20 protein-coding genes are annotated in these 21,827 nt (G+C 55.6%); 5 read left to right on the top strand and 15 right to left on the bottom strand.

Annotation, left to right across the window (positions count from 1 at the left end; all coding sequences use genetic code 11):
• Window positions 1-48: 48 nt before the first annotated feature.
• From ACSFXJ_RS06155 to ACSFXJ_RS06125, 7 genes are all read right to left on the bottom strand, one after another.
• Window positions 49-1,443, bottom strand: coding sequence for a glycosyltransferase family 2 protein (locus ACSFXJ_RS06155; RefSeq protein WP_435924324.1), 1,395 nt, complete (start codon window positions 1,441-1,443; stop codon window positions 49-51).
• A 33-nt stretch (window positions 1,444-1,476) separates the two neighbouring features.
• Window positions 1,477-2,574, bottom strand: coding sequence for a GT-D fold domain-containing protein (locus ACSFXJ_RS06150; protein ID WP_435924323.1), 1,098 nt, complete (start codon window positions 2,572-2,574; stop codon window positions 1,477-1,479).
• Window positions 2,575-2,591: 17 nt separating this feature from the next.
• Window positions 2,592-3,335: a sugar phosphate nucleotidyltransferase gene (locus ACSFXJ_RS06145; protein WP_435924322.1), complete on the bottom strand. Its 744-nt coding sequence runs from the start codon at window positions 3,333-3,335 to the stop codon at window positions 2,592-2,594.
• Entirely contained in the window at window positions 3,332-4,096 is a 765-nt protein-coding gene (locus tag ACSFXJ_RS06140) for a glycosyltransferase family 2 protein (protein ID WP_435924321.1), read from the bottom strand. The genes ACSFXJ_RS06145 and ACSFXJ_RS06140 overlap by 4 nt, the downstream gene beginning before the upstream one ends.
• The gene (locus ACSFXJ_RS06135; protein WP_435924320.1) at window positions 4,093-5,127 is read right to left on the bottom strand and encodes a glycosyltransferase family 2 protein; all 1,035 of its coding nucleotides are present in this window, start codon (window positions 5,125-5,127) and stop codon (window positions 4,093-4,095) included. The genes ACSFXJ_RS06140 and ACSFXJ_RS06135 overlap by 4 nt, the downstream gene beginning before the upstream one ends.
• Window positions 5,128-5,276: 149 nt before the next feature.
• The gene (locus tag ACSFXJ_RS06130) at window positions 5,277-6,095 is read right to left on the bottom strand and encodes a glycosyltransferase family 2 protein (RefSeq protein WP_435924319.1); all 819 of its coding nucleotides are present in this window, start codon (window positions 6,093-6,095) and stop codon (window positions 5,277-5,279) included.
• Between the two features lie 159 nt (window positions 6,096-6,254).
• Window positions 6,255-7,400 (bottom strand): glycosyltransferase family 4 protein, encoded by a 1,146-nt coding sequence (locus ACSFXJ_RS06125; RefSeq protein WP_435924318.1) that lies wholly within the window; start codon window positions 7,398-7,400, stop codon window positions 6,255-6,257.
• 191 nt (window positions 7,401-7,591) lie between these two features.
• Between ACSFXJ_RS06125 and ACSFXJ_RS06120 the strand changes: the two genes are divergently transcribed.
• On the top strand, window positions 7,592-8,686 hold the full coding sequence (locus tag ACSFXJ_RS06120) for a YheC/YheD family protein (protein ID WP_435924317.1): 1,095 nt from the start codon (window positions 7,592-7,594) through the stop codon (window positions 8,684-8,686).
• Between the two features lie 34 nt (window positions 8,687-8,720).
• Here ACSFXJ_RS06120 and ACSFXJ_RS06115 read toward each other — a convergent pair whose 3' ends face one another.
• The 3 genes from ACSFXJ_RS06115 to ACSFXJ_RS06105 are packed head-to-tail and all read right to left on the bottom strand — an operon-like array spanning window position 8,721 to window position 11,740.
• Entirely contained in the window at window positions 8,721-9,518 is a 798-nt protein-coding gene (locus ACSFXJ_RS06115; RefSeq protein ID WP_435924316.1) for an energy-coupling factor transporter transmembrane component T family protein, read from the bottom strand.
• Window positions 9,515-11,104, bottom strand: coding sequence for an ABC transporter ATP-binding protein (locus ACSFXJ_RS06110; RefSeq protein WP_435924315.1), 1,590 nt, complete (start codon window positions 11,102-11,104; stop codon window positions 9,515-9,517). Before ACSFXJ_RS06110 ends, ACSFXJ_RS06115 begins: the two co-directional genes overlap by 4 nt.
• A gap of 3 nt (window positions 11,105-11,107) precedes the next feature.
• On the bottom strand, window positions 11,108-11,740 hold the full coding sequence (locus ACSFXJ_RS06105) for an ECF transporter S component (protein ID WP_435924314.1): 633 nt from the start codon (window positions 11,738-11,740) through the stop codon (window positions 11,108-11,110).
• A 398-nt stretch (window positions 11,741-12,138) separates the two neighbouring features.
• On the opposite strand from ACSFXJ_RS06105, the gene asd reads away from it, so the two are divergent.
• A complete protein-coding gene (gene asd / locus ACSFXJ_RS06100) occupies window positions 12,139-12,930 on the top strand; it encodes an archaetidylserine decarboxylase (RefSeq protein ID WP_435924313.1) in 792 nt (263 codons plus the stop codon).
• 23 nt (window positions 12,931-12,953) lie between these two features.
• Here the strand turns inward: asd and ACSFXJ_RS06095 are convergent, their stop codons facing one another.
• The 3 genes from ACSFXJ_RS06095 to ACSFXJ_RS06085 form a co-directional block, all read right to left on the bottom strand.
• Complete coding sequence (locus tag ACSFXJ_RS06095) at window positions 12,954-13,835, bottom strand: hypothetical protein (protein WP_435924312.1); 882 nt, start codon at window positions 13,833-13,835, stop codon at window positions 12,954-12,956.
• Window positions 13,836-14,295: 460 nt separating this feature from the next.
• Complete coding sequence (locus ACSFXJ_RS06090) at window positions 14,296-15,081, bottom strand: helix-turn-helix domain-containing protein (protein ID WP_435924311.1); 786 nt, start codon at window positions 15,079-15,081, stop codon at window positions 14,296-14,298.
• Window positions 15,082-15,179: 98 nt separating this feature from the next.
• On the bottom strand, window positions 15,180-16,667 hold the full coding sequence (locus ACSFXJ_RS06085) for a PLP-dependent aminotransferase family protein (protein WP_435924310.1): 1,488 nt from the start codon (window positions 16,665-16,667) through the stop codon (window positions 15,180-15,182).
• Between the two features lie 153 nt (window positions 16,668-16,820).
• Here ACSFXJ_RS06085 and ACSFXJ_RS06080 point away from each other — a divergent pair, with 153 nt between their 5' ends.
• From ACSFXJ_RS06080 to ACSFXJ_RS06070, 3 genes are all read left to right on the top strand, one after another.
• Complete coding sequence (locus ACSFXJ_RS06080; RefSeq protein ID WP_435924309.1) at window positions 16,821-17,441, top strand: pyridoxamine 5'-phosphate oxidase family protein; 621 nt, start codon at window positions 16,821-16,823, stop codon at window positions 17,439-17,441.
• 112 nt (window positions 17,442-17,553) lie between these two features.
• Complete coding sequence (locus ACSFXJ_RS06075; RefSeq protein ID WP_435925687.1) at window positions 17,554-18,849, top strand: aminotransferase class I/II-fold pyridoxal phosphate-dependent enzyme; 1,296 nt, start codon at window positions 17,554-17,556, stop codon at window positions 18,847-18,849.
• A gap of 105 nt (window positions 18,850-18,954) precedes the next feature.
• Window positions 18,955-19,062 (top strand): sporulation protein YjcZ, encoded by a 108-nt coding sequence (locus ACSFXJ_RS06070; protein ID WP_435924308.1) that lies wholly within the window; start codon window positions 18,955-18,957, stop codon window positions 19,060-19,062.
• 800 nt (window positions 19,063-19,862) lie between these two features.
• Here the strand turns inward: ACSFXJ_RS06070 and ACSFXJ_RS06065 are convergent.
• Together ACSFXJ_RS06065 and ACSFXJ_RS06060 are read right to left on the bottom strand one after the other, a co-directional pair.
• Window positions 19,863-21,080, bottom strand: coding sequence for an ABC transporter permease (locus ACSFXJ_RS06065; RefSeq protein WP_435924307.1), 1,218 nt, complete (start codon window positions 21,078-21,080; stop codon window positions 19,863-19,865).
• Window positions 21,080-21,826: an ABC transporter ATP-binding protein gene (locus ACSFXJ_RS06060; RefSeq protein WP_435924306.1), complete on the bottom strand. Its 747-nt coding sequence runs from the start codon at window positions 21,824-21,826 to the stop codon at window positions 21,080-21,082. The genes ACSFXJ_RS06065 and ACSFXJ_RS06060 overlap by 1 nt, the downstream gene beginning before the upstream one ends.
• Window position 21,827 lies beyond the last annotated feature (1 nt).

Below are 21,827 nucleotides of genomic sequence, written 5' to 3'. Positions count from 1 at the left end.
GCGCCGTTCTGTGTTACGACGGGGTATCTCTTCCGGCCATTTAAAGACTCACAATACGGGAGAAGCGTACCGGATCGGCGGCAGGACGGGCCAGCCTTCCGGATATGCCGCAAGCTCCTCGGGCGCCGCCGCCCTTGCCCTGTCCTTTAACCCCCACGCTTCGGCCGCATAATCGGACCAGACAAACCGGGCTTCACCCCGGTCTATCTGGTACATCCGGCCATCGGGGAGGCGGACTACGGCTCCTTCACCGAGCGGCCGATCGGCTCGCCATGCCTCCGACACCGCCAGCACCGCTTCCTCCAGACTCCACTCCCCGCCAAGCGGCAGAGTCCGAAGCGTTCGCTGCGATAGCCTTGTGGCGGTAGCCGAAGGATGCAATACGGTGATGTCTGCCTTCTCGGCTCCCTTGATCCTGTATTTCATCCCTCGCTCAAGCCAATACAAATGGCCCTCGCCGCTGCTGGCAAGCACTTGGACGGGGCAGCCTTCCGCCGGGGGAGCTTGCCCCGCTGACGGCGGCCCGCCGCGTTCCTTTCGCGTCCGTTCCATTTGTTCGAATCGTTCGTGGACCCGGCCCCATTTTTGATGGAAGTAGTCCATGTTCTCCTGATTGGTCCGGGCAAAATGCCGTGCGTCGAGAGTTCTCATCGTTTCGCTGCCCAGGTGGTGGATGAACGCATCCCCCGCGATAAATAGCCTCCAGCCCAGCAGTCTCAAACGTACCGACCAATCATCGTCCTCATAGTTGCCGACGCGGAACCCTTCATCAAAAAAACCGCTTTGCAGCAAAGCTTCCCGCCTCATCAACAAACAAAAGCCGACCAGCCGGTCCGTTTCGCTCCATTTCATCGGATCCTTCCGGTTACGGGCGGCGGCAAATTCCCTCATTCCTCCGAGATCCCTGTAGGGAACTTCTATTTGTTGTTCTCCGCCGATATAGTTGGTTACGGGTCCGACGGCGCCGATATCCGGGGAACTGTTCAGACAATCGAGCATATTATCGAGCCAATGTTCCGCAACCAGTACGTCGTTATTCAAAATCAGCACCGTTCGCCCTTTGGCCATCATCAATCCGGTATTGACGGCTCCGGCAAAGCCCATGTTGCGCTGATGCACGGCGATCCGGATGCTGTTTCTTGTCCGCAATGCTTCCGACGTTCCGTCATCCGAGCCGTCGTCAACGACGATCAATTCGTATGGAAAGGAAGTACAGGCTTCGATGCTGTTCAGGCATTGCAGCAGCAAATCCTTTTTGTTGTAAGTCGGAATAATGATGCTGGTCCCGTCAAAAAGCTGTTCAAAATCGTCATAACCGGCCGTTTTTCCCTTCTCATAACCTGCTTTGTACCCCTTTTCAAATAGAGCTTGCCTCGATTGCCGCGGGGTAGCGGTTCCCGCATTCCCGATGACCTTTGATGAAAATCGCCTGCTCCTTTTCATGCGCCCCTCCTTGTCCGTTGGCGGAGCTATCCGTCATGCGCCGCTCTCCAGTTTATTCGCCAAATGGCCGAAATCGAGCGCCGGCTTCCCTAACCGGCCCGCAATTTCCGTACAGATCAGCACCGCAGCGATTCCCGCCGCCACCAAAGCGATATCAAAGGAATAGCCCGAGGCGGCCTGAACGGCGGATTCCGTATCGTTGACGCCCCGGATCGGCGTAACGAGTCCGCTGATCTCAACGTCATGCCGCTGCAATGCATGCGCAAGTCCTTCCGCCCGGTTGCCGGCAATGAGCACCTTCCTGCCCCGAAGCAACGGAAGCAGCAGCCCTTCTTCCTCCAACGCGTAATTCACCGTGGAGGAGGTAAGGCGAAGGCTTGCCGGATTCAGGCCATAGTAACTGAAAACCGGGAACAGCAAGCCCTGAAAGGAGGGATGCCGCGACTGCGGAACACCGATGATATCCGCCTTCCGCAAAGCGTCTGCGAGCGCCTCGCGGATCGGATGCGCAGGCAGCTCTACCCCGCTGTAAGGAAGGAACGGTCCCCGCTTCCGTACTTCTTCGAACGGCAGAATCGTGTCGTGGGCCAGCGTTAACAGCTCTCCATCGCCGAGCCTGACGACGGACAGCGGACGGCCGTTATCCATCGCATCCTGCAGCGCGCGGGCGACATCCCGCGGAGGAAGCAGCGGAATCATCGCTTCCGGAGAGAGATGCCGGATTCCCGAGTCAATCAAGTTTTCGGCCGACACGCCGGGCAGGATCATATAAGGCGGGAGCAAACGGGTCACGATGCCCTCCCCGCCTTCGAAGAAGCCTTCACGGTAACCGGCTTCATATGCATCCCTCAGCGAAGACTCCAGCACGCTGGCGGAATGTTGCTGCTCTTCCGCTTCGGCTGTGCATTTCCCCTGGGGGAAATCTGACGATCCCGAATCCGGATGAACATCAAGCCCGCTTTCGTGCAGGTCCGAAGGGCCGGCTTTCTCCTGGTATGACCGGACGAACTTGCGTCCGCCCGGTCGCCCCCGGCCGCGGTAAACCGATTTTCTCAGACGCGCAAACTTTGGCGATAGCCTTCTTAGCCCCCTTCTTCGTCTGCTCCTTTTTTTGCCCGGATTGTTTCTCATCTGTTACCCTCCCGCTATCAAGGCTTCTTATCGGGCCCGGCATCCTTCATCCGCTCCGCGGCATCGTATAATGATTCAAACGTTCCCGCATCCGTCCACCACCCGTGAAGAATGTCGTATTCGAGTTTTCCTTCGCCGGCGTACAGATTGTTGACGTCCGTAATTTCAAGCTCGCCTCGGGCGGACGGCCCTGTAACCGCGATGTGCTCGAATACCCGCTCATCATACATGTAGATGCCGGTCACGCAGTAATCGGATTTGGGTTTCACCGGTTTTTCTTCAATATAGGAAATCAATTCGGGATGATCCGGGTCAAATACCGGAACCCCGTATCTCTTCGGATCGTCTACTTTCTTCAGCAGCACCCTTGCCGTCCCGTCGGGCTGCCCGGCAAATTTGTCGGCGAAAGGTTTCAGGCTCTCAAGAAACAGGTTGTCGCCAAGCAAAACGACGAACCGGTCCCCCGGAGTGATAAAACCGCGGGCGAGCTCCAAAGCTTCGGCAATCCCTCCGGCATTCTCCTGGATTTTATAGGTTAGCCGTACGCCCATGCCGCTCCCGCTGCCCAAAAAATCGGTATATAATCCGGCGGATTGCTTGCTGATGATCAACAAGATGTCCGTTATCCCGGCCTCCCTGAGTTTCTCGATCCCGTAGCAGATCATCGGCCACTCGCCGACCGGAAGCAGATGCTTGTTAATCAGCCGGGTTAAAGGGAATAATCTTGTGCCTGTTCCTCCCGCCAATATGACGCCTTTCACGGACTCTCCTCCTTTTGTATGAACTGCCGGGGATCGATTCCCCATTTATCCATAAACCGTTTGCGGTTGTTCTCGATAAGCGTCTTCCATTCCTGCGGCCCCGTTTCCCTGAAGCTCGCGCTGCCTTCGTGATAGATGAAAGTATCTTTGCAGATAAGCAGCCGGAAGCCTTCCCGCACGGCCCGGAAGCAATAATCGTCATCTTCGTAATGGCCTGGAGAAAATGCTTCATCCAAAGGTCCTAGCCTCTCGTACACGTTTCGCTTGAATAAAAGGCAGAACCCGATCAGCCGTTTCACTTCCTCCCATTTCGAAACATCCGTCCGGTTAAATGTCCGCGCGAATTCCATCAATTCGTCGATGCCGCCAAGACCGGTCTCGATTTGCTGCTCCCCGCTCGCATAATTCGTTACAGGCCCGACCATCCCGACATCTTCGGCGCTGTTCAAAGCGGCAAGAAGCTGGGAAAGCCAATGGGGAGTAACCCTGCAATCATTGTTGAGCAAGAGCATCTGTTCTCCGGCCGCGACCGCCATCCCTTTATTGCAGGCTACCGGGAACCCTCTGTTCTCGGGTAAGGAGATCAGGATCAGACGCTCACGCCGGCAATACTCCCTCGTCCCGTCATTCGACCCGTTATCCACGACGATAATTTCGTAAGGGGAATCCGTATGTTCGCGGATCGAGTCTATGCAGTTTGACAGCAGGTCGAGACCGTTATATGTCGGAATGATAATGCTGGTCAATCCTCCGCTGCTCATCGTACATTCCTCTCTTTCGCCAATTGGGGGCGAGGTGGGGTCTCCCAGCTCAATTTCGCCCCTTTGCGGCGTATCGCCTCATTCAAAGCTTCCAGATGATCGCCCAAAATAAGCAAAAGTACGCTGTTGCCCGCTCCGGAGTTTCCTGCCCGAAGCCGGTTGCGGCTGATCACATCCGCAGAGCAAGGAGCGGATACCGTCAGTCCCTCCAGGATCGCCAAGGCCTGCGCTTTCGGCGGGACGGAGAGCACATCGGACCCGATCGTCTCAATCGCCTTCCTCGACAAGGCGTGGGGAACGGCGGTCATCGAGTTGCTTCGCAAATCCGGCCGGCCGAGCGACTGGTTCAAATACAACTTGCATCTCGTGACCTCATCCTGCCGGTCATAGTTGGGTAGATAGCGGGATATATCGTTTAGCACGACATCCGCTCCCCGTTCCCTTTCGTACAAAAAAGCGCCAAGCTCTTCGGCGGGCACCTCCATGTCACCGTCTACAAACAATATCGAATCTCCCGACGCGAGAGCCGCTCCAACGGAACGTCCGACATCATGCCCGAGCCGGTCGGGGAAATTCGCCAGAATGATGTTTTTTCGAGACGCCACCTTGGAAAAGCTGTCGTCGGTACACCCGTTCAGGACAACGATAATTTCATGTAACGGCAACCGTTCCAGCTCATCGATCACCTTTCCGATCGTCTCTTCCTCATTGCAGGCGGTAATGACGGCGGAAGCTTTCAACGACAACGGCACCGGAACGCCGTAAATCCGTTCACTTTCTCCCCTGGCTGCCGCATAACCCTTCTGATAGGCGGAGCATAGCGCCAGCGCGACGGAATAGGGCGGAGGGGTTCCCGCGTTTTGTTCAGCAAACCATTCCGCCAAAAAGGTTTGAAATCGGCTCCGGAGCGCAGGCTCGCCCAAAGCTCCGTGGCATCGCAGCGCCTCGGCACCAGCTAGCGCTCCGGCCAAATAAGCGGAAGTAAAATCCGTTTTTACGATGGACGAAGTCCGGGTTTCGGTTCTCTGCACCGGACGGCGCCTGCGCCCGCCCTTCCGGAAGGGACCGGCGGGTCCGCCCCTTCGGGCTTGCCGGGATGCTTTATTCCTGCTACCGGGTAAGACCGCCTTCCGGCGTCTCTTTCGTGTTCTGACGATTTCGGCTCTGTTCACTTATTCGCTCACCTCGCCCTTTCACGAAGCCGCCCGAGATCGGAAAATCCGCCTCGGGGACCAAGCCGGTTCATGAGCATTTCGGCAGCCTCCAAATGATCGCCGAGCACCAGTACGGTCAATAAATCTCCTTGTTTGGAACGTGTCCTTGGGCGATTCAACCGCCTCACGTTCACGGAGTGCGCAACCCGGATCTGCAGCCCGCCGAGTACGGCGGACGCCTGGGCTAAAGGCGGCTTTTCCAGTGCCTCGAACCCGATCTTCAGGACGGCATGTCTGCTGAGCGCATGCGGTACCGCAGTCAATGAGGCTCCCTTCATATCGGGCCTGCCGAGGAAGGAATTCAACGCATGCTTGGCGCTAACGACCAGATGAACATCCTGCGTCTGAACCGGTCCGTCATAATCGTTTAATGCCACATCCGTCCCGGATAACACCGCAGCCACGAAGGGCCGCAAGTCCTTAGCCGGAACAATCATATCCCCGTCGATGAACAGCAATACGTCACCCTTGGCATGCCGGGCTCCGACTGCCCGCGGGACATCGTGTCCAAGCGGTTCCTTGAATTCAAGGACGATAGCGCCTAGCCTTCTTGCGAGCCGGGCGCTCCCGTCCGTACAACCGTTCGCCACGACAATGATCTCGGTCTTGGGGTGCACTCCGGCGGCTTCCCGGATCACTTCGGCCAGTGTTCGCTGTTCATTCATAACCGGAATGATGACAGATACGACCGGCTTGGGATCGCATTGAAAGAACGCTTTGCTCCGCTTTGTTTTTTGGCGGGCAGGCCGTCTTTTCCGGGTGCTAAGCCGTCTTCTCTTATCCATCAGGGTCCACCCTTCCCAGTTATTCATAATGGTCGGAATATAGGATAGCTTATGCGGCGTTTCTCCCTATGTAACGGCAAACGTACAGACTTCCCATGGTACGGGCCCAATTCAGCAAACAAGCAGAATGCCGGGGCCTCGGACCCGCGGGCATCCTGCTTAATCGGCAGAAAATATCGACACAAAGCGGTCGGCGGTATGTTGCCATCTGAAGCGGCTTCGGACAGCTTCCGCTCCGGACAGTCCCATTTTACGGCGAAGCTTCCCGTCGCCCAATAGCTTTACGATCCCGGTCGCCAATCCCTCTTCGAGTTGAACCGAAGGGATCAGGAGCCCTGAACGGCCATGCTCCACCACTTCCGGAATGCCCCCGGCATCGGAGGCGATGACGGGAACCCCGGAAGCCATCGCCTCCACGTTCACGAGCCCGAAAGCCTCCTCTCCGCCCGAAGGAACGGCGACGACATCCGCGAGATTGTACCAGTCCGCGACCCGGGGATAAGGCGTAAACGGGCGAAAAACGACATGGTCCGGCCAATTGGACGCAAGCCCTTTCAGGGTCCGTACATACTTCGTCTCGCCGGGCCTGTTGTAATAGGCACTGCCGACGATAACGAATAGAGCGTCCGGATGGTTTCTTACAACATGGGGAACTGCTTGAAGGAGGGCGTGCACTCCTTTTTCCGGGATCAATCTGCCGACAAACAGCACCACTTTGCGTCCGCTCCAGCCAAACTCCGCCAGCCTCGCCCGGCGAAGCCCTTCGCCGGCCGGCGTCCAGCGGGGCAAGAAATCCTCGGGACTTACCCCGAGATGATTGATATGCACCGGCAGCGAAAGACCGGGGAAACGGCGCTGCACCTCCTTCCGCAAAAAATCGCTGTTCACGCTGATTCCATCGAGCGCGCGCAGCTTATTCATCATCCCCGAACCCGAAGCACCGTGGACTTGGATAAAGGTTGTCGAATGCAGGGACAGCATGACTTTGAAGCGGGGAAACCTTTGCTTGATCCGGAAAGCCAGGAGCGGCCGGTTATGGACATCGACCGCATCCGGCTGCCATGATCCGAGATGGGAGAGAACCGACGGGTAATATTCGGCTCCTTCCGCGACTCTGATGCAAGGGACGTCGCCGATCTTTTCCTGGACATCCGCATGCCTATCCCTTTTGCCGAAAACACGGATTTCCAACCGGTCCGCTGCGAGCGGGACGATTTTTTCGACGACTCTTTCCACCGAGCTGCTTCTTCCCGACGGAATGACAAACGAGCCCGGGGTGACGACAGCGACTTTCGGGCGATTCACGGCTTTCACTCCTCGTCTGCCGATCTATTATCCTATCTTGTAGTTATACGGGATGCCGTTTCCTTTTGTGACTATAAATCAGGCTGTTAACCAGCCCCATACGTCCATGCTCAACCGGGGCAAACCACATACTGTGAAGAGAACAAGGCGGGAGCATGAATAATGACGGACCGGAAAAAGGAGGGAGCACCGTGCCACCCGATTATGTCGGCATTCTGTTAAATGCCAATACGCACCGGGGAGCGGGGAGTGGCAAGACCGGGCAGGAGGCTCTGTCCCTATACGAAACAGCCGCCCCGAGCTATGATCTTAAACCTGTGTATCTGTGTCTGGACGATATCGATCCCGTTTCGGGAACATGTCTCGTTTATGTGCAAAACAAGAACAGGTTCACAAAAACGCGGATGGAAACGCCGAGAGTCATTCATAACCGCGCCATCTATAAGGGGCCTTCCGCTTTACGCAAACTGGAGCGCCTGCAAAAACAGGGAATTGTGATATACAACTTCAACAACAGATACGGAAAGGACATCATTCACAGCCTGCTGGCCGAGCATCCGCGCCTTTCGCAATCGCAACCCGCTACATTTCCCGCTTCGCGGGCAAATATCGAACGGATGACGACAGGTTACGGCGACCTGATCTTGAAGCCGGCGAGCGGGTCGGTCGGACGCGGAATTATGCGTCTTCGTCAGGATAAGGAGGGGTGGAGGCTTCTGCATAAACCGGTAAAGGCAAAAAGCCGATGGAGAACGGTCCGTCTTGGCAGACGGCCCGCTCTCCCCGGCTGGGCGATGCGGCGTATGGCGGAAACCCCCTACCTCGTTCAGGAGAGGTTGCCCCTCTTGGAAATTGAAGGACGTCCCCTGGACGTTCGGGTGACGGTCCAAAGGGGACTTACGGGGAATTGGGGGATTACCGGGATGTATGCGAAGATTTCGGCTCCCGGCCATTTTTTGTCCAATCTGGCCCAGGGAGGAAGCGCGTTTCCGGCCGAGCACATCATTCCCAGAATTTTGACGCCCGCGGCCTCTTCCCATGTGCTCGCGGATTGCTACAATCTGGCTTTGACCACGGCGCGGTATTTGTCGGGACGGCTTCCGCTGCTTGCCGATCTTGGCATGGATATCGGAATTACCGCGGATGGCCGTTGTTTCCTTATCGAATGCAACGGCAGAGACCAGCGTTACGGCTTCCGAAAAGCCGGCATGGATGAGGTCTGGTATGATACGTACCGGAATCCGATGGCATTTGCAAGGCATTTGCTGCAGACCTCCGGGGCTTGAGGAACATCATTAGAGCAAGCTCCGGACCGTGTCTTTACATCCTGACATCATCCACATGAAACAGCGGGATGCGGCTGCCGAGAAAAAAGGCCAGCAGCGCGGCCGCCAAAAAGCATAAGGCAACCAGGATATCGTACCTGGAAAAAACGGAGGCGTAGTAATAAGTCCGCTTTTGACGGCTTTCGAACGCTTTCGCTTCCATGGCCACGGCTACCCGGTGCGCTCTCCGGATGCTTTGGGCAAGCAGCGGAACCGCATAAAGCTTAAAGCCCGCGATCCAGCCGCGCAGGCCTTTCCGGCGGGATCCGCGGATTCTTAGCGCGTTCCGGCGAACCTGAAACTCCTCCCATACCATCGGCAAAAGCCTGATCGAGGCCATAAAGCTGTATGCGAATTTGGGAGGAAGCTTTGCTTTTTGCATCAGGGCGTAGAATAGGGCGACGGAAGGCGTAGTAAGCACAAACAACAGACCTTCCGAAGCAAACGTTACGGACTTCAACCCGATATGCAGGCCGCGGTAAAAGCTTTCCTCGGAAACGGCAATCAATCCCCATTTCCACCAGAGGGTTTCCCCCTGCCCGAACAGAATCATCGTCGAAGAGGAGGAAACGAACAGGAGACCGAACGACAGCGCGATCACCGCCATTTTCCATACCGCATATCCGCTCAAGAAAAACAGCAGCAGACTGAATACAATGGCTTGGTACAGCATGAAATCGGGACGGTGCGTAAACAAGCCGATAAAAAAGAGCAAAACGACGAGCGCAAGCTTCGAGACGGGATTGGCGCGGTGCATCCAGGTTTGATACGACGGGGCCAGCAGCTGTTTCATTCGGTCAACACCCCGTCCCTGACTTCCCATTTTCGGGTCGCGATTTTATCGGCGATCGTTTCTTCATGCGTCACCATAATCACGGCGGTACCGGCTTTGCACAGCTGTTCGCATAGTTCGAGGATCGCGAACGTGTTCGCCGCGTCCTGCCCGAATGTCGGCTCATCGAGCAGCATCACCGGTCTATCCGTCACCGCCGTACCCGCCACGCTAAGCCTTCGCTTCTGCCCGAGCGACAATTGATAAGGATGGCGCTTTCCCAACCCCCGGAGCCCGAACCGCTCCATCGCTTCAAGGACGCGCGCGCCGATTTCCTCCTCCGAAGCCCCTTCCTCCCGCAGCGAAAAAGCGATTTCCCTTTCCACCTGATTTTCGACGAACTGGAATTCCGGATTCTGAAAAACAAAGCCGATTTTCTCCGAAGCCGCCATGACGGTTCGTTTTCTAACCTTTTTTGCCCCCATCGGTTTTCCGCAAAGCAGGTATTGCCCCTCGGACGGCAGCAAGCCCATCAGGCTGAGCAGCAGCGAGCTTTTCCCGGCTCCGTTGGGACCCGTCACGGCGATGAAGTCGCCGGGATACACCTCGGCGCGGTCCACCCGGATTACCGCTCTGCCCTGCCGGAGCCCCCGGAAACCGGACAGCTCGATGAGCGGGGAGCGCTCGGCATTGTCCCGCGCTTCTCTGTGCGACCCCGGGCTTTCGCCGTGTGGAGGGACAGGCTGATTTTTAAGCGACGGATCATTCACCCCTTGCGGATGACCTGCCTGCCGTTCCCGTTTTTGCAAATACCGGTCCCAAATCCCCGGATACCAAATTCCGTATTGTTCGAGTTCCTTTCGGAAGCGTGCGAACAATTCCGCCGGGGCCCCTTGCCCCAGGCACCGCCCGTTCGGATCGAACAGGACGACCCTGTCGACCAGTTCCTGTTCCAGCACTTCCTCGATCCTGTGTTCGACGATGATTAAGGTCCGGTTCCCCGCGATTTGCCGTACCGCTTCCCAAATTTGCTTGCGGCCTTCGGGATCAAGCAGGGCGGAAGGTTCGTCAAGCAGCAGCACCTCCGGATCGGTCAGCAGGATGGACGCCAGCGCCAGCCTTTGCTTCATGCCTTGGGATAGCGACGCGATGGGAAGATGAAGGTCCTCCAGGACCAGCCCTACCTTATCTAGCGCTTCCTGCATTTTGGGCCGCATTTCCCGCCTTGGAATGCTGCGGTTTTCCATCACGAAAGCAAGCTCCTCATCCACATAAGGCATGCAAAACTGGGTGTCCGGATCCTGAAACAGCACCCCCCAGGAAGCGGGGAGCATTTGCTCCTCGCATTTCATCGGGATCTCCACCAGCTTGGGGATAATACCGGCCAGCACCTGAAGCAGCGTCGATTTGCCGCAGCCGCTCGGGCCGAGCAGCAGCACTTTTTCCCCGCGTTCGACCGCAAACGAGAAATCCTTGAATACAAACGTCTTTTCGTCCGGGAATTTCAGCCTCAAATTCCGTACGGAGGCGGCGTATTCCGGGTCTGGCGTTACGACTTCCCCGGCTTCCTCCGGGCTAAGGACGGTTTGAAGTAATCCGCCGCTCATGGCCTACTCATCCAAAGCCGCATAATCTTTGGCCGCCGCAGGCCGAAGCAGGGAAGTCACGCCCGTCGCCTCCACCGCTTTGGCGATCGCGTATGCCAAGTAACCTGCGATCAACGCCGAGCTGACGGCCCGCATGCCGTATTTCGCAAGCAGCGCCCAGGTCTCGTAATCGGCGACATAACCGTAAACGATATCGATGAGCAATGAGCCGATAGCCGAACCGATCCCTGCGAGAGCTGCGACAAAACCGGAATAGTTCCGGTAACGGAACGCCGCGAAAATGAGCTCCGCGCATAAGCCTTGAAGAAGGCCGTAAAGCGCCAATTGAATGCCCCAAGCACTGCCGAACAATACTTCGACGTGCGCGGCGGCAAGCTCGGCGAGCAGAGCCACGCCGGGCTTGCGAATCAGCAGGAATGCCAGCGTCGCTGCGATAAACCACATGCCGTACACCAATTCGTCCGCTTGAAAAAACAGCGGGGAAAACAGGTTGTACACCGAACTCCAGAAATGGTACACCACGCCGATCACCAGCGCGAGCAGCACGGTCACAAGCACGTCGCTCAATTTCAAGCCTTTTCCTCCCGCGGAACCCCGCCCTTGCGGTTGCACGGTTTGATTCGAATGTTGCTGCATGTTTCCTCTCTCCTTTTCGGGTAAAAAAATAAATTTTTGGACGCAAAAAAGACCGGCTGAATAAGCTCAGACGGTCGTTTTAGTCCACGGGGGAATGATGAAATGAAGTTCGTGCATCCATTCCACCGATTCCGGGACGACAGATTCTCTACGCTGGCATTATCCAGTTCAGATTGACGGTCCGCAGCGGAATATGCTGCCATCTCAGCCCGATTCCTCGAGCCCCCGTATCCCTTATGCGATTGGGTTTACTATACTCCAGATGTTCCCAAATAATCAAGTCTAATTTTTCGAAAAGTGTTCGGATATTGATTTCGGCTTTATTCTGTGTCAATATAAGCGGAAGTGGCTATTGAGCTTTTTGGGCCTGTTGAACATGGTGTGAGGAGGATGCGATCTTGGCCGCAAACTGGATGAAATGGATGACTGAACTGACTTCCCGGAAATGGATTTCCAGGCTGATGGGCCGGTTCTCACATTCGAAAGCGAGCCGTCACATCATTCCCTGGTTCGCCAAATCGTACGGTATTCCGCTTGGCGAAGCCGAGAAGGAAATTCGGGAATACCGCAGCCTGAATGAATTTTTTACGCGCAAGCTGAAAAGCGGGATGCGCCCGATTCATGAATCGGCGGATGGGCTGATCAGCCCGGTCGACGCATTGATTACGTTTATGGGGGAAATCCGCTCCGGCACGATTTTCAACGTAAAGGGCCAGGATTATACCCTGCAGGATTTGCTCAACCGTTCGCCTCGCGCGCAAGCCTACGAACACGGGTATGCCTTTGTCCTTTATTTGAGTCCGACCGATTATCACCGCATTCACGCTCCGGTCACGGGCAAGCTGCTCGAAAGCGAACATATCAAGGGAAAAGTGTACCCCGTCAATGATTTCGGCATGCGAAATATGAAATATGTGCTTAGCCGAAACGAGAGACTGATTACATATATGTCCCATGAACGGGGCGAAATCGCCGTCGTCAAAGTGGGCGCGATGAACGTAAGCAGCATCCGGTATACGGACGATCAAGCCGTAAGCTGGAATAAAGGCGATGATCTCGCCTATTTTGAATTCGGTTCCACCGTCGTGCTGCTGACCTCGAACTGTTCCTTTGAGCCGTCCCGCGAACTGGACGTCGGCCGGAAAGTCAAAATGGGGGAGCCGCTGGGGCGGTTCTACCCCCGTTCATAGTAAATTCAGGCAAAGGGGGTCCGTTACTTCACCGAAATGGACCCTACGGCAGCCTCCAGCGCAAGCAGCGGTCCGCCGTCGCCGCGGGTGCTTGTGCCTTTCGGCGCCCCGTCGATATCGCCGACGTCGACCTTGGTTTTCAGTTCGCATTGAACGGATTCCGCCAGATCGACATCAATGCTGCCGATATCCGCGCGCACCCGCAAATCCCCCTCTTTTTCCATCGAGGCAATGCCTAGTTCGATGCTGCCCGTCGACGTGGTGATTTCCGACTCCCCGGTAATCCCCGCTTCTTGAATCCGGATTTCTCCGACATCGGTATTTACCTTGTAGCTTCCTTCCAACCCCCCGAGAACGATATCCCCGACGTCATTTTGAATATCAAAGCTGTTCACGCTTTTAGGAAGACCGATCGAATAATCGACGGAAAAGTTGGTGTAATTCAGTTCTTTCTTCGCCCATTCCCAAAGATCCATGTCGGCGTTTTCCTTCGCATGCGCGAAGATGCGCAGCTCGTTGCCGTCCTCTTCGATGGAGACGGTCGCCTGGTCGAATACGCTTTGCAAATCCTTTTTGCTAAACGGCATCGCTTGAGCCCTGAGGATCACCTTGACCGTAACTTCGCTTCCCTCCGCTTCATTCACTTCCACGTTTCCCACCGCGTTATCCAATTGCAGTTCCTTGGCCGAGCCCGCCTGTGCGGAAGCGGACAGTTCCAACGTTTCGCCCTTCTTCAGCGCTTCCATATCGACCGCCTTCTCCGCGGAGCTCTCCAGAGCTGACGCCGCTTCGCCGACGGCTTCCTTCGCCGTATCCCCGATTCCGGTGCAACCCGCCAGCAGGACTAGTCCCAGAGCCGTGGCCGCGACAGCCCCGAGCTTATATTTGCTTTTCGTATATTTCATTACTTTTCCCCCTTAGAATGAGTAAATTTATGTATGTACTTCCTTTCGCTACGGATGTTATTAGTATACTTGCTTGAGAAAAAACGAACACAGTCTGAGGGCCGGATGCGTACTGGACCAAGGTCGGGGGAAACCCGGCGCAACTCGAAAAGGCCGGATCGGGATTGATCCCGTCCGGCCGTCAAATTATTTTTTCATATGCTATTTGAACGTAGACTCCGCTTGCCGGAATTACGCCTGAAACCGACTTATTAAAACCAGGTTTCTTCCACCCGTCCGAACTGTCTTAACCGCCGGACACGGTAACGAAAAATGCTGCTGCCGGGAACCGACCACCCCTGGCTACGCATCCGCCGTCTCTGACTCATTTTCGTAACACCTCCCATCCAAGCTAAATAGCTATAAGAGGTTATTACCCATCCGAACCCCCGTTGAAACATCCGGATCTTAAAAAAATAGGTCAGCGAATTTCGGAAGGACTCTTCCCGGTGTACTGTTTGAATTGGCGGCTGAAGAAAAAGATGTCCCGGTATCCGAGCGCGTCGGCCACTTCGGTGACATTCATCCCCGCGTGCAGTAGCAGATGCTGGGCCCGGTCAATCCGGGCTTTGATGATATAGGATTGAACGGAGACGCCGATAATTTCCTTGAACTTGATGGAAAAATACCTCGGCGACAATCCGGCCCTTGCGGCCAAATCCTCGACCTTGTGCGGAAGACCCGGATGCTGCAGGCAGTAGTTGGCCACTTCCTGAATCACTTCGTTCAATTGGTGGCTGACTTTTTTCTCTCTGGAGGGCTCCTTTTCCTCGCGGAGCAAAAATATGATCAGCTGTTTCAAAATCAGGCGCGCTTCCTCCTCGGCTCCATAGGCCTTGGTCAAAAAGAGACGGACATACCTGGACAGCATGTACTCGAAATCCAGCGTATCCTCCAGCTTGCGGTAAGGCCGCGGCACCTCGGACACGGGTTCATCGACGTCAAAATGGATGTAGGTCAGGACAAGCGGCCGCTGAGGATTATGCGTTGCGCTTGTGTGGTCTCCCTTGCGGAACAAAAAGCAACTCCCGGGACCGACCTGGATGGGCTGATCGTTCAAAATGACTGTGCCTTCACCGCTCCATACATAAAATAAATCGTAATTTTGCAGCGGCTGCTCCCTTTTACGCCACTTCCAGTTCGGTTCGCATACAATTTTGGCGAAGGCGGGTTTCAAAACGAGCGAGGCCGGCGAGATATGAAGCATCTCATCACCTCCAAGAAACGATATTAGAATGTTACCGTCGTCAGGACAAACATGAATATGAATAGTTATACATAATTATACTCCGAATTCGTCATTTCTTAAATATCTTTCCACGCCTTTTCCATGCGATGTACCCCTTCGATAATCTGATGTTCTTCCAAATGGGCCAGGCTAAAGCAGGCTGCAGGCCGACCGGGCGTCAGCCGGTAAATGCCGCCGTCCCGGAACGCGGCGCCGCGAAGCTTTGCCGCTTCGCGAAAGGCGGCGTATTCTTCTTCGGAGCGCTGCCACGGGGCAAACACGAGCAGCCCCGCATCCGTCGGCTTGAGCTGAAACAAGCCCGGCATCGCCTTCTCCATCTCGCCGCGGAACAATTCAAGCTTGGCGCTGTAAATCCGGCGCATCCGCCGCAGGTGGCGCTCGTAATCGCCCGTGAGCATGAATCGGGCCAGCGCCCGCTGCTCGAGCCGGGCCGGCGGCACCGGCTCGTACAGGCTTTTCGCCCGCAGGACCGGGGCGACCAAGCTGCGCGGAAGCACCGCGAAGCCGATGCGAAGATAAGCGAACATCGTCTTGGAGAAGGAGCCGACGTACACGACGCGGTCGCCCCGGTCCAGCGCTTTGAGCGGCTCCTGCGGGCGGCCGGCCCAGCGGAACTCCGTGTCGTAATCGTCTTCGATGATGACGGCGTTCCGCGCCTCCGCCCAGGCGAGCAGCTCCCGGCGCCGAGCCGGCGACAGCACCGCCCCGGTCGGAAACTGCCGGCCGGGCGTCGCGAACAAGACCCGCGCGTCCCAATCGCGCGGGATGATGCCGTCCCCGTCCACGGGGGCGGGGACGGCGATTCCCCCGCAGGCGGAGACCGCCCTGGCAATCCCGTGATAGCACGGGTCCTCCAGGACGGCCCGCTCGCCCTCGCCCAGCAGCAGCTGGGCGAGGAGCACGATCGCCTGCATCGAGCCGTTAAACAGGCAGATTTGCTCCGCGTCTGCCGCAATGCCGCGGCTGCGCCGCAAGTGCGCGGCGATGGCGGCGCGCAAGCTTGGGTCGCCCGCTGCCGGCGGTTCCGCGGGCTCGCGCCCGCCTTGATCCCGCGCGGCCCGGGCGAGCGCGCTCTTCCACGCGGCCTGCGGAAACGCGGCGACGGAAGGGCCGGCATCGAGGAAAGAGATCACATCGTCGCCGCCACCTCCCCCCTCAATACTTTCGCTTTCCGAAGCGCTTCCGTTCCAATCTCCCCGCTCCCCCCGGGACATTAAACCGGCTATTCTTTTTCCCCATGGAGACAAACGAATGTCCGCAGCCTTGTTGGGGGCGTGGTCGGACCCGACCGGGGCGATCTGAGCCACGAAGGTCCCGCTTCCGACGGCGGAATGCACATACCCTTCCGCAAGCAGCAGATCGTAAGCGTGGGCAACGCTTCCCCGGGACATGCCGTACGCTTCCGCAAGCTCCCGCGAGGAAGGCAGGCGGGATCCTGCGGGCAGAATGCCGTCCCGCACCGCCGCGCGAATGGCATGATACAGCGCCAAATATTTGTATTTATACTGCTCGCTGAACTCGTTGAACGGGATGGGAAAATGCATGGCTCTGCGGGCCTCCTTCTATCGCTCTTCCAAAAGTGGACTATTAAAAATAATCTAAATTGGTTCTTTTTATATGTCAATTGAAGAAATAGACTGGAAGGCAAACGAAAAGTTTATGTATCCGGACATACGGAACAGGAGGACAATCATCCCATGAGGAGAAAAGAGTTTGCAATCGAAAACGAGCAAGAGGTTACGGAGTTTTTGCGGGAAATGAGCTTCGGCTTTCTCGGAAGCGTCGGCGAGGACGGCTGGAGCCGCGTGACGCCGCTAAACTTTGTATACGACGGACAGAACGTTTATTTTCACGGCAGCCTGGCGGGCGAAAAGATGAAGCATTTGGCGCGCGACCCCAGGGTCAGCTTTACCGTTGCGAAGGAGTATGCGATTATCCCTTCCTATTTTACCGATCCCCATTTGGCTTGTCCGGCCTCGGCTTTTTTTAAAAGCGTGATGATTCGCGGGTACGCCGAAAGAGTGGAGGATCCGGTGGAAAAGGCTGCCGCCTTGTCCCTGTTTATGGAGAAGCTTCAGCCGGAAGGCGGTTATGACCCTATAAGAGCCGATGATCCGCAGTATACGGGACAGTTGAAAGCCGTCGCTCTCGTCAAAATCGTGCCGGAAGCGCTAAGCGCCAAATTCAAATTCGGTCAAAACATGAATGAAGACAAATTTACGAAGGTGGTCGAGGGTTTGGAGAAACGGGATGCGGAGCTTGATCCGGAAACCGTGGAGCTGATGAAAAAATTTTGCCCCCGGCATCAAGGAAATTAATGGGCGGATGCGCGATTGGGCGGTGACGGTCATGGGACGAAGATGGTATAATGTTAGGCAGTCAAAACGCCAGAATGTTCCCTATCAAAACCGATTGGAAGGATGAAACGTGATGAACCCACTCGCGGAGCAATTAAACGAGAATCTGAAATCCGGCAATGTCCATGTGTATGAAATGCTGTCCACCTTGGGCAAGGAAATCTATTTCCCTAAGGAAGGCATTTTAAGCCAGTCCGCCGAAGCGTCGGCGAATGCGAAGAAGTACAACGCCACGATCGGCATCGCCACCGAAAACGGCATTCCGATGCACCTGCCGGCGATCCAGGACACCCTGTCGGCCTATAAACCGCAAGATTTGTATCCTTATGCCCCTCCGGCAGGCAAGCCGGAATTGCGCACGGTATGGCGCGAAAAAATGATCCGTGAGAACCCTTCGGTCGCAGGCCATAAATTCGGCAATCCTGTCGTTACCAATGCGCTGACGCACGGTCTAAGCATTGTTGCGGACCTGTTTGTGGATGAAGGCGATGTCGTCATTTATCCGGATAAAAACTGGGAAAACTATGAGCTGACCTTCGGCATCCGCCGTCACGGCGAGATTGTTAACTTCCCTCTTTTTACGGAGGATATGAAGTTTAACAGCCAAGGGCTGCGCGAGGCGCTGTTCGCCCAGAAGGACAAAGGGAAGGCTATCGTCATTTTGAACTTCCCGAACAATCCGACAGGATATACGCCAGGAGGCAAGGAAGGCGAAGAAATCGTTTCCGTGATTACGGAAGCCGCCGAAGCGGGGATCAATGTCGTCGCCGTGACCGATGACGCCTATTTTGGTCTGTTCTTCGAGGATTCCATGTCCGAATCGCTGTTCGGCAAGCTGGCCGGACGCCATCCGCGCATTTTGCCGGTCAAGGTGGACGGGGCGACGAAAGAGGAATACGTATGGGGCTTCCGCGTCGGGTTCATCACTTACGCTTCCGAAGATGCCGGCGTGCTGGCCGCTCTTGAGCAAAAAACGATCGGCATCATCCGGGCCACGGTCTCCAGCGGCGCGCACCCGTCCCAAACTTTTGTGCTTCAAGCCTTGAAATCCCCGGAATTCGAAGCGCAAAAAGAACAAAAGTTTGGCGTAATGAAAGGCCGGGCGAACAAGGTCAAGGCGCTGCTGGACAGCGGCAAATACGGCGATGTCTGGGAATACTATCCGTTTAACTCGGGCTACTTTATGTGCCTCAAGCTGAAAACCGTAAACGCCGAATCCCTTCGCCAGCACTTGATCCGCGAATACGGCGTAGGGACGATCGCACTGGGAGATACCGATCTTCGGATCGCCTTCTCCTGCATCGCCGAAGAAAACCTGGAGGACATGTTCGATCTCATTTACCGTGGCGTTCAGGACTTGCAGGCATAAACCTTTTTCGGAAAAACGGTTATACCAGCCCAAGCGCTCGCCGCAATCCTCTCATAGGATAACTTTGTAAGAACGATATATCCTGTGGGAAAGGGGATTTGAACGATGAGCGGAGTTGAAGAAGTAAGAGGCGGTGGCCTCTGGACCAGCACAGGCGTAATCCTCGTACTCTTTATCTTGCTGGTTATTATCACCCGTACGGTATTTCTGTAAGCTTTAACGAACAAATAAGAATGACGGCGCCCAGGGTTGCTCCCTGCCGCCGTCATTTTTTGTGGTGCATATATCTATATCCTGCCAAGTCCGAAACCGCCGACCCATTGGATGAATTAGTGGGAATTCTCCTTCTAACTTATCCAAATTAGTAGTTACGCGTAATTTAACGGGAACTTCTCCTGCTATTTTGACACTTTTGGCACTGTTGGAGCGTTACGAGCCGAATTAGCGGGAGGTTTTCCTTCTAAATTCAGGATCACACGCTTTTTTGACTAAATAGAAGTAAGTTTTCCCGTTAATTCAATTGGATGTGCCAAGTCCGAAACCGCCGACCCTTTGACATAAATTAGTGGGAATACCTCCTGCTAACTTATCCGAATTAGTAGTTACGCGGGATTTAACGGTAATTTCTCCTGCTATTTTGACACTTTTGGCACTGTTGGAGCGTTACGAGCCGAATTAGCGGGAGGTTTTCCTTCTAAATTCAGAATCACACGCTTTTTTGACTAAATAGAAGGAGGTTCTCCCGTTAATTCATTTGGACGTGCCAAGTCCGAAACCGCCGACCCATTGGACGAATTAGCGGGAAATTCTCCTGCTAACCTATCCGAATTAGTAGTTACGCGTGATTTAACGGGAATTTTTCCTGCTATTATGACACTTTTGGCACTCATGGAGCGTTACGAGCCGAATTAGCGGGAGGTTTTCCTTCTAAATTCAGGATCACACGCTTTTTTGACTAAATAGAAGGAGGTTTTCCCGTTAATTCATTTGGAAAATGCCCCTCAACAACTCTGTTACTCCTCTTCCTCCTGCCACTTGCGCTTCCAGGACGATTTCATCCCGAACACAAGAATCAGTCCCACAATCAAGCTGCCGAACAGCAGCGCCAAGTTTCCTTCGGGTCTGATGAACATCGGAAGCCACATCAGCAGGGCGATCGCCAGCAGCACCCGCGAAGCCAATCTGACAATCTCATGCAAGCGGGAGCCTGCCGGAATCGGATAGTAGGAATCCGCCGGAGTATCATGGTGAACATGCCGTAGCACGGACAACTGAGTCCCCGCGAGAAAAACAAAGAACAGGTAGATCCCGGCGCCCAGCCAGGTTTTGCCGTTCCAAGCGACGAGCAGCATCCCCAGCACGGCCAGCCGGACAAGAATGCCGAGCAGCTCGCTGCGGATGAACGTCTTCGTCAACAGAAAGCGGTAAGCGCCCTCGCGCGACCATGAGATGCCGTTTCCGAGCCCCGACAGCCAGCGTCTGCGGATGACTTTCTGCCCTTCTGCAGGCACGTCCACGAACCAGCCGAGCAGCAGCATCACCCGGGCGGCCCCGGCCTTTTCGGCTGCGATCAGGTTTTCCCACGGCACCGCATGCTTCATCGGGAACCTCAATGCAAGGATATAATTGATGCCGACGAGCAGCATGAATAAAGCGCTCTTCCACGCCGGCTGCCACAACCAGGCCGCCAGAATCAGCAGGATGAAACACCACCGAAGCAACCGGTAACCCGTTCTGGCGCGCGACACGGAAATGCGAAGCTCCTGCCACGCCCCGTATCCGCTGAGGAGTTTGAGCAGCAGCAGCACGAGCATCATCAGCCATAAAGGCTGGTGCACGCCGGCCTCGCTACGGATATATAGCGGCCACAAAATCAATAACAGGATATAAAGGCCGATCATTTTGTAAATGATCCCGCTGCGATAGGCGGGCATGAAATATTGCTTCATTCCCGTTTCCTGCGGCAGCAAAAAAATCACGTCCGCCGGCTGCATGTAAGTCCGGAATCCGGAATAAACCGTCAGAGGGCCCAGCAGAACGAGCATGATCCACTGTATCGGCAAACCGGGCGGGATATTTTGCAGAAAAGACGTATACCATGCGGAAAAAACGATCAACAACAGCAGAGAGAGAACCGCTACTCCGCTCTGGAAGACATACGGCAAAAAGGGAAGCACTTTGCCCCAAAAGGACGCTTTGCGCCGGCTGCGCAGCTCACGAAGCTCCATCATTACTCTCCGCCTTTGACCAAAGTGTAGAAAATATCTTCAAGCGGGGCATCCGGCATCCCTGCCTGCCGGGCAATATCGTTCAGCGTTCCTTGGGCGATTACGGCTCCGCGGTGAAGAACGATGAAACGGTCGCAATAATTTTCGATCGTCGACAAGATGTGAGAGCTCAACAAAATCGACGCGCCTTCCGCTTTCATTTCCACCATAAAGTCAAGCAAGGACCTGATGCCGAGTGGATCCAGCCCCAGGAACGGCTCGTCGATGATGTACAGCGGAGGACGGGCAACGAAGGCGCACATAATCATCACCTTCTGCTTCATCCCCTTGGACAAATGGATGGACAAGCTGTCCGCCTTTTCCTCCATGTGAAACAGCTTCAACAGGCGTTCCGTGCGAGTCCGGTAATCATCGGCCCCCACTCCGTAAGCCCTCGCGGCGAATTCCAAATGCTCCCTAACCGTCAGCTCCTCGTAAAGAAGCGGGGATTCCGGGACGAAGGCCAGGGAGGATTGGTAAGCCTCCGGATCCTCCTCCCGCGTTTTCCCCCGGACGGCCACTCCGCCCCGATGCGGAGTCATCAGCCCGAGAATATGCTTCATCGTCGTGCTTTTACCGGCCCCGTTCAGACCGATCAGACCGACCATTTCCCCGGGCCGCACTTCAAAGTTAAGATCATGGAGTACCGGGCGTCCCAGGCTATAACCCCCGGTCAGCTCTTCAATTTGCAATACCGGCGTCTCACTCAAA

This window comes from Paenibacillus salivarius (assembly GCF_051307165.1).
In the GTDB taxonomy this organism is placed as follows: domain Bacteria; phylum Bacillota; class Bacilli; order Paenibacillales; family Paenibacillaceae; genus Fontibacillus.
Note: the sequence above shows the minus strand (reverse complement) of the source record. Positions and strands in the feature narration are given on the sequence as shown.

Excerpts from the sequence above, each read along its gene's own strand:
- ACSFXJ_RS06155 (WP_435924324.1), bottom strand. The coding sequence starts at position 1,443 with ATGAAAAGGAGCAGGCGATTTTCATCAAAGGTCATCGGGAATGCGGGA.
- ACSFXJ_RS06150 (WP_435924323.1), bottom strand. The coding sequence starts at position 2,574 with ATGAGAAACAATCCGGGCAAAAAAAGGAGCAGACGAAGAAGGGGGCTA.
- ACSFXJ_RS06140 (WP_435924321.1), bottom strand. The coding sequence starts at position 4,096 with ATGAGCAGCGGAGGATTGACCAGCATTATCATTCCGACATATAACGGT.
- ACSFXJ_RS06130 (WP_435924319.1), bottom strand. The coding sequence starts at position 6,095 with ATGGATAAGAGAAGACGGCTTAGCACCCGGAAAAGACGGCCTGCCCGC.
- ACSFXJ_RS06115 (WP_435924316.1), bottom strand. The coding sequence starts at position 9,518 with ATGAAACAGCTGCTGGCCCCGTCGTATCAAACCTGGATGCACCGCGCC.
- ACSFXJ_RS06110 (WP_435924315.1), bottom strand. The coding sequence starts at position 11,104 with ATGAGCGGCGGATTACTTCAAACCGTCCTTAGCCCGGAGGAAGCCGGG.
- ACSFXJ_RS06105 (WP_435924314.1), bottom strand. The coding sequence starts at position 11,740 with ATGCAGCAACATTCGAATCAAACCGTGCAACCGCAAGGGCGGGGTTCC.
- ACSFXJ_RS06095 (WP_435924312.1), bottom strand. The coding sequence starts at position 13,835 with ATGAAATATACGAAAAGCAAATATAAGCTCGGGGCTGTCGCGGCCACG.
- ACSFXJ_RS06090 (WP_435924311.1), bottom strand. The coding sequence starts at position 15,081 with ATGCTTCATATCTCGCCGGCCTCGCTCGTTTTGAAACCCGCCTTCGCC.
- ACSFXJ_RS06085 (WP_435924310.1), bottom strand. The coding sequence starts at position 16,667 with ATGCATTTTCCCATCCCGTTCAACGAGTTCAGCGAGCAGTATAAATAC.
- ACSFXJ_RS06080 (WP_435924309.1), top strand. The coding sequence starts at position 16,821 with ATGAGGAGAAAAGAGTTTGCAATCGAAAACGAGCAAGAGGTTACGGAG.
- ACSFXJ_RS06075 (WP_435925687.1), top strand. The coding sequence starts at position 17,554 with ATGAACCCACTCGCGGAGCAATTAAACGAGAATCTGAAATCCGGCAAT.
- ACSFXJ_RS06070 (WP_435924308.1), top strand. The coding sequence starts at position 18,955 with ATGAGCGGAGTTGAAGAAGTAAGAGGCGGTGGCCTCTGGACCAGCACA.
- ACSFXJ_RS06065 (WP_435924307.1), bottom strand. The coding sequence starts at position 21,080 with ATGATGGAGCTTCGTGAGCTGCGCAGCCGGCGCAAAGCGTCCTTTTGG.